Raw genomic sequence first — 5,280 nt, forward strand, 5'->3', positions numbered from 1 at the left:
GCACTGCAACGCCTGCCCGCAGAAGGGCCCGACATCCACGTCGTCGCCAGCGGCGACCCGTTGCTGCACGGCGTCGGCGGCACCCTCATCCGGCTGTTCGGGGCCGGCAAAGTTCGCGTCCTGCCGCATGTCTCGGCGGTGAGTCTGGCCTGCGCACGGATGGGCTGGAGCATCCAGGACACCGAGGTGATCAGTCTGGTCACCGCCGACCCCCACACCGCAATCCGGCGCGGCGGTCAGGCGATCGTGCTGTCCACCGACCGGACCACGCCCAAGGCGCTGGCGGCGTTGCTGAACACCCACGGGCGCGCGGACTCGCAGCTCACCGTACTCGAACAGCTTGGCGGCCCAGCCGAATTCAGGCGCGACGGCATCGCGCGCGAGTGGGCCGCCAATGCGCCCGCCGGCATCGATGACCTCAACATCGTCGCCATCCGCTACCTGCCCGACGAGCGCACCTCGTCGCTGCCCGACGACGCGTTCGTGCATGACGGCCAGATCACCAAACACGGCATCCGCGCGGTGACTCTGGCGGTACTGGCTCCGCGGCCGGGACAACGGTTGTGGGATGTCGGCGCCGGCTCGGGCAGTATCGCCGTCGAATGGTGCCGCAGCGGGAGGGCTTGTAGCGCAATCGTATTCGAACGCGACGAACACCGCCGGCTCAACATCGGCGTCAATGCCGCCGCCGCCGGGGCCCACATCGACGTGCGCGGCGAAGCCCCGCAGGCTTTCGACGGGGCCCCGGCGCCAGACGTCATCTTCATCGGGGGAGGGCTCACCCAGCCGGGTCTGCTGGACGCCTGCCTGTACAACGTTGCCGCAAACGGGCGTCTGGTCGCCAACGCGGTCACAGTGGAGTCGGAAGCCGCACTGGCGCAAGCCTGTTCACAATACGGCGGCGAACTGCGACGCTACCAGCACTACCACGGCGAACCGCTGGGTGGCTTCACCGGCTGGCGGCCGCAAATGCCAGTCACACAGTGGATCGTGAAAAAGTGACCGTGTACTTCATCGGCGCGGGCCCGGGCGCCGCCGACCTGATCACCGTCCGCGGTCAGCGACTGCTCGGACGATGCCGGGTCTGCCTGTATGCGGGATCCATCATGCCGAAAGACCTACTGGCCCACTGCCCTCCCGACGCGAACATCATCGACACCGGACCGTTGACGTTGGACCAGATCGTCGCCGCGCTTGCCGACGCCGACGCCGCGGGGCACGACGTGGCACGGCTGCACTCGGGCGACCCGTCGCTTTATAGCGCGATCGCCGAACAGTGCCGCCGGCTCGACGCACTGGGCATCGACTACGAAATCATCCCTGGGGTGCCGGCTTTCGCCGCGGCGGCAGCCGCGCTGAAACGGGAACTCACCGTTCCGGGCGTCGCGCAGACGGTGACGCTGACCCGGGTCGCGACTCTGTCGACGCCCATGCCACCCGGGGAGGACCTGGCAGTCCTCGCCCGGTCCGGTGCGACGCTGGTATTGCATTTGGCCGCGGCGCAGATCGACGCCATCGTTCCGAAGCTGCTAGAAGGCGGCTTCACGCCCGAAACGCCCTGTGCGGTCGTAGCTTTCGCAAGCTGGCCGCAGCAGACCGTACTACGCGGCACTTTGGCAGGCATCGCCGCACAGATGCACGACGCCAACGTCACCAAGACCGCCGTCATCGTCGTCGGTGAGGTGCTGGCCGCCGAAGGTTTCACCGACAGCTACCTGTATTCGGCAGCCCGACGCGACAACGGGCAGCATTGATGCGGGTGCTGCTCCTCGGAGGCACGGCCGAGGCTCGCGCGCTGGCGAAAAGACTGCACCCGCAGGTGGACATCATCAGCTCGCTGGCGGGACGGGTGCCCGACCCCACGATGCCGGTGGGCGCGGTGCGCATAGGCGGGTTCGGTGGTGTCGACGGGCTACGGCGGTGGTTGCGCGACGAACACGTCGGCGCCGTCATCGACGCAACCCATCCCTTCGCGGCGACGATGACCGCCCACGCCGCCCAAGTCTGCCGCGAACTACAGGTGTCGTACCTGGTGTTGGCGCGTCCGCCATGGGAATCCGGCCACGCCGTGGTGGTGGCCTCGGACACCGAAGCGGCACAAACCGTTGCGGAGCAAAGCTATTCGCGCGTGTTCCTCACCACCGGGCGCTCCGGGGTAAAGGCCTTCGCCGACAGCGACGCCTGGTTCCTGATCCGCGCGGTCACCACACCTGACGGCGCCGCGTTGCCGCGCCGTCACGAATTGCTCCTGTCCCGTGGGCCCTATCGTTACGACGACGAACTCGCGCTGCTGCGCAAACACGGTATCGACGCGCTGGTCACCAAGAACAGCGGGGGCGGCATGACCCGGGCGAAGCTGGATGCCGCTGGCGCGCTGGACATTCCGGTGGTGATGGTAGCGCGCCCGCCGCTGCCGTCGGGCGTGAAGACGGTGGGCACGGTCGAAGAAGCCGCCGACTGGGTCGCCGGGCTCTGTTAGCCGGTGAGGTCGTCGTGTTTCTCGTCGGCCAGCAGCGCATCGCGAGCGCGAGCGACGCGGGATCGGATAGTGCCCACCGCACAGCCGCACACTTCCGCCGCGTCGGCGTACGACAACCCGAGCAGCTGGGTGAGCAGCAGCGCCTCGCGTTGTTCTGCGCTGAGCCCCGCGATCATGGTGGTTACCTCGACGAGGTCCTCGAATCCGCGGGCGTGGCGGTCGCTGGCGGTCATATGCGCAGGATCGGCGCCGTGCGCGGTGCGGGGCCGCGACTGGGCGTATCGGATGTGGTCGACGACAACCCGGCGTGCGATGGCCAGCAGCCAGGTTCTGGCACTGGAGCGCGCGGAGAACCGCTCGATCGCGCCGATGGCTCGCAGGTAGGTTTCCTGCGTCAGGTCGTCGGCGCTGCCCACGTCCGACAGATACGTCACGAAGCGCCACACGTCCTGCTGCGTGGCCTTGATAAACGCCTCCAGCGCCCGCTCGTCGCCGCGCGCGGCCGCCAGGGCGTACACGGTGACGGCCTCGTCGTCGCTGGAGGCGGTCATGGCCATCAACCTTAGACGCGCGGCCGCTCGTGGTCTACGACGGGTCGTCGTAGACCGGTTGACGGGCCGCAGGTGTCCTCTGGGCCGACCCCGGGCAGGCGAGACCGAGGGGGCGTCGCCGACGTCGGCCTCTGGAGTGCGCCACGCGCGTTGCCCGCTGCGGTCCCAGGCCACCAGCAACGCGAACGCCAAGCCCAGCAGCAGTGGCACGTGGCTGGCGATGCGGGCCACCGTAACCTCGCCCATGTATGCGTCGACAACGACGTAGCTAGTCAGCGCCATGGAATACACGCCGACAATGGCGGCCACCCCCAGCGCGGCGGCGGGCCATATGCCGGCCGCGATCATCGCAACCCCGAGGGCCAGCAACCACGCGGTGGACTCGTGTAGCAAATGCTCTCCGGTCATGGCTCCATGGCCATGCGCGGCGACCATGCCGAAGTCGATCCCGCCGATCTGCGCGGCCGCGATCCCTACCTGGAACAGGCCGACACCGATCAACCCCCACCGGCGGTAGCGCGAACGCGGCCCTCGCAGCCACCGCCGATACGCCGGAGACGACGCGACGCCGGCGCTCGCCAAGATCTTGTCGGCTAGGTCTGGTCCCCGGCCAGCCTCAAACGAGGCCAGCTTGCGAGTCTGTGCGGCCGTGCCGATCAACCAGGTGCGGCAGCGGCCGCAGGATTCCAGATGCGCATCGACCTGCTGCGACAGCACTTCTGGCCGCTCGCCGTCCAACCGCGCAGACAACGCCTCTCGCGCCACGTCACACCGCATCCCTGCATCGTTGCGCATACCTCGTTGCCGCGCAAAGAAATGTGATACTGCGGCATGCACCGGCTCCAACCGCATCCGCGCCGGGTTCCCCGCGGACTGGAAAGTGATCGACAAAACCGGGACGGGCGACTACGGGCGCGCCAACGATGTCGGGGTCGTCTGGTCACCCGCCGGCGCTCCCTACGTTGTGGCGGTCATGACCGACCGAACCGGCGGCGGATATGACGCCGACCCCAGCGAGGTTCTGATCGCCGACGCGGCGACTTCCGTTGCCGCGCTTCTGGTTTAACGCATCTTCGTAAATGGGAGCCGGGTTGAGGAGCTCGGCGGGTGTTTGCGGCCGGAAGATCCAGAGACCAGCGCCCCAGCTATCGGCTCGAACGCGGGAAGCGGCCTGACTGGCCGGGGGGCGCCACGAGATGCCCGCACGGCCGTGATGTGCATGAATTGGAGGGCGCCACCTACGGTCGCGAACAAATTCATGACGGGCGGGATACCCGTCAGCCCGGGGAGAGCCGACCAAAGGAGGACGCTGTGTCTGAAAAGACGCCCGACGATATCTTCAAGCTCGCCAAGGATGAGGACATCGAGTATGTCGACGTCCGGTTCTGTGACCTCCCTGGCACCATGCAGCACTTCACAATTCCGATTTATGTCTTCGACGAGAACGTGTTCGAGGACGGCTTGGCGTTCGACGGTTCTTCGATTCGGGGGTTCCAGTCGATCCACGAGTCCGACATGCTGCTGCTCCCGGACCCCGAAACCGCGACCGTCGACCCGTTCCGGGCCGCCAAAACGCTGAACGTGAACTTCTTCGTGCACGACCCGTTCACTCTCGAGTTGTACTCGCGCGACCCGCGCAACGTCGCGCGCAAGGCGGAGAACTACTTGGTCAGCTCCGGCATCGCGGACACGGCCTACTTCGGTCCCGAGGCTGAGTTCTACATCTTCGACTCGGTCAGATTCGACTCATCCATCAACGAGTCTTTCTACAAAGTCGACGCGACGTCCGGGTGGTGGAACACCGGAAAAGAGTCCGAGGCCGACGGCAGCCCCAACCTGGGCTACAAGGTCCGTCCGAAGGGCGGCTATTTCCCCATCGCCCCGACCGACCACTACGTCGACCTGCGCGATGAGATTCTGACCCACCTGACCAACGCCGGCTTTTTGCTGGAGAAGGGGCACCACGAGGTGGGCAGCGGCGGGCAGGCCGAGATCAACTACAAGTTCAACACGCTGCTGCACGCAGCAGACGACCACCAGATGTACAAATACATCGTCAAGCAAACCGCCAGGCAAGCCGGCAAGACCGTGACGTTCATGCCCAAACCGTTATTTGGCGACAACGGCTCGGGTATGCACTGCCACCAGTCGCTGTGGAAGGACGGCGTCCCGCTGATGTACGACGACGAGGGCTACGCCGGTCTGTCGGACACCGCCCGTCACTACATCGGCGGTTTGCTGTATCACGCA

Annotated in this window: 5 protein-coding genes and 2 pseudogenes; 5 read left to right on the top strand and 2 right to left on the bottom strand. The window is 66.8% G+C overall.

Going from position 1 to position 5,280, the window contains the following annotated elements; translation table 11 throughout:
* From cbiT to JO236_RS12925, 3 genes are all read left to right on the top strand, one after another.
* Positions 1-1,002, top strand: a 1,002-nt coding sequence (gene cbiT / locus JO236_RS12915) for a precorrin-6Y C5,15-methyltransferase (decarboxylating) subunit CbiT (protein WP_293330468.1), incomplete at its 5' end; no start/stop codon positions are given.
* On the top strand, positions 999-1,754 hold the full coding sequence (gene cobM / locus JO236_RS12920) for a precorrin-4 C(11)-methyltransferase (RefSeq protein ID WP_293330470.1): 756 nt from the start codon (positions 999-1,001) through the stop codon (positions 1,752-1,754). The genes cbiT and cobM, both read left to right, overlap by 4 nt.
* A complete protein-coding gene (locus tag JO236_RS12925; protein WP_293330472.1) occupies positions 1,754-2,479 on the top strand; it encodes a cobalt-precorrin-6A reductase in 726 nt (241 codons plus the stop codon). The genes cobM and JO236_RS12925 overlap by 1 nt, the downstream gene beginning before the upstream one ends.
* Here JO236_RS12925 and sigC read toward each other — a convergent pair.
* Entirely contained in the window at positions 2,476-3,030 is a 555-nt protein-coding gene (sigC, locus tag JO236_RS12930; RefSeq protein ID WP_293330478.1) for an RNA polymerase sigma factor SigC, read from the bottom strand. The two genes, JO236_RS12925 and sigC, sit on opposite strands and share 4 nt — an antisense overlap.
* A 144-nt stretch (positions 3,031-3,174) precedes the next feature.
* A pseudogene (locus tag JO236_RS12935) lies at positions 3,175-3,882 on the bottom strand (DUF2275 domain-containing protein); the annotation flags it as partial.
* On the opposite strand from JO236_RS12935, the pseudogene JO236_RS12940 reads away from it, so the two are divergent.
* Positions 3,866-4,096 (top strand): annotated as a pseudogene (locus tag JO236_RS12940) (serine hydrolase); the annotation flags it as partial. The pseudogenes JO236_RS12935 and JO236_RS12940 sit on opposite strands and share 17 nt — an antisense overlap.
* Before the next feature lie 245 nt (positions 4,097-4,341).
* Positions 4,342-5,280 (top strand): glutamine synthetase beta-grasp domain-containing protein (locus JO236_RS12945; RefSeq protein ID WP_293330475.1); only part of this gene is annotated, 939 nt, incomplete at its 3' end.

The organism is Mycobacterium sp., from assembly GCF_019247635.1.
Lineage (GTDB): Bacteria > Actinomycetota > Actinomycetes > Mycobacteriales > Mycobacteriaceae > Mycobacterium.

Bases quoted from the DNA above. Each gene is read 5' to 3' on its own strand.
- JO236_RS12925 (WP_293330472.1), top strand. From the start codon at position 1,754: ATGCGGGTGCTGCTCCTCGGAGGCACGGCCGAGGCTCGCGCGCTGGCG.
- sigC (WP_293330478.1), bottom strand. From the start codon at position 3,030: ATGACCGCCTCCAGCGACGACGAGGCCGTCACCGTGTACGCCCTGGCG.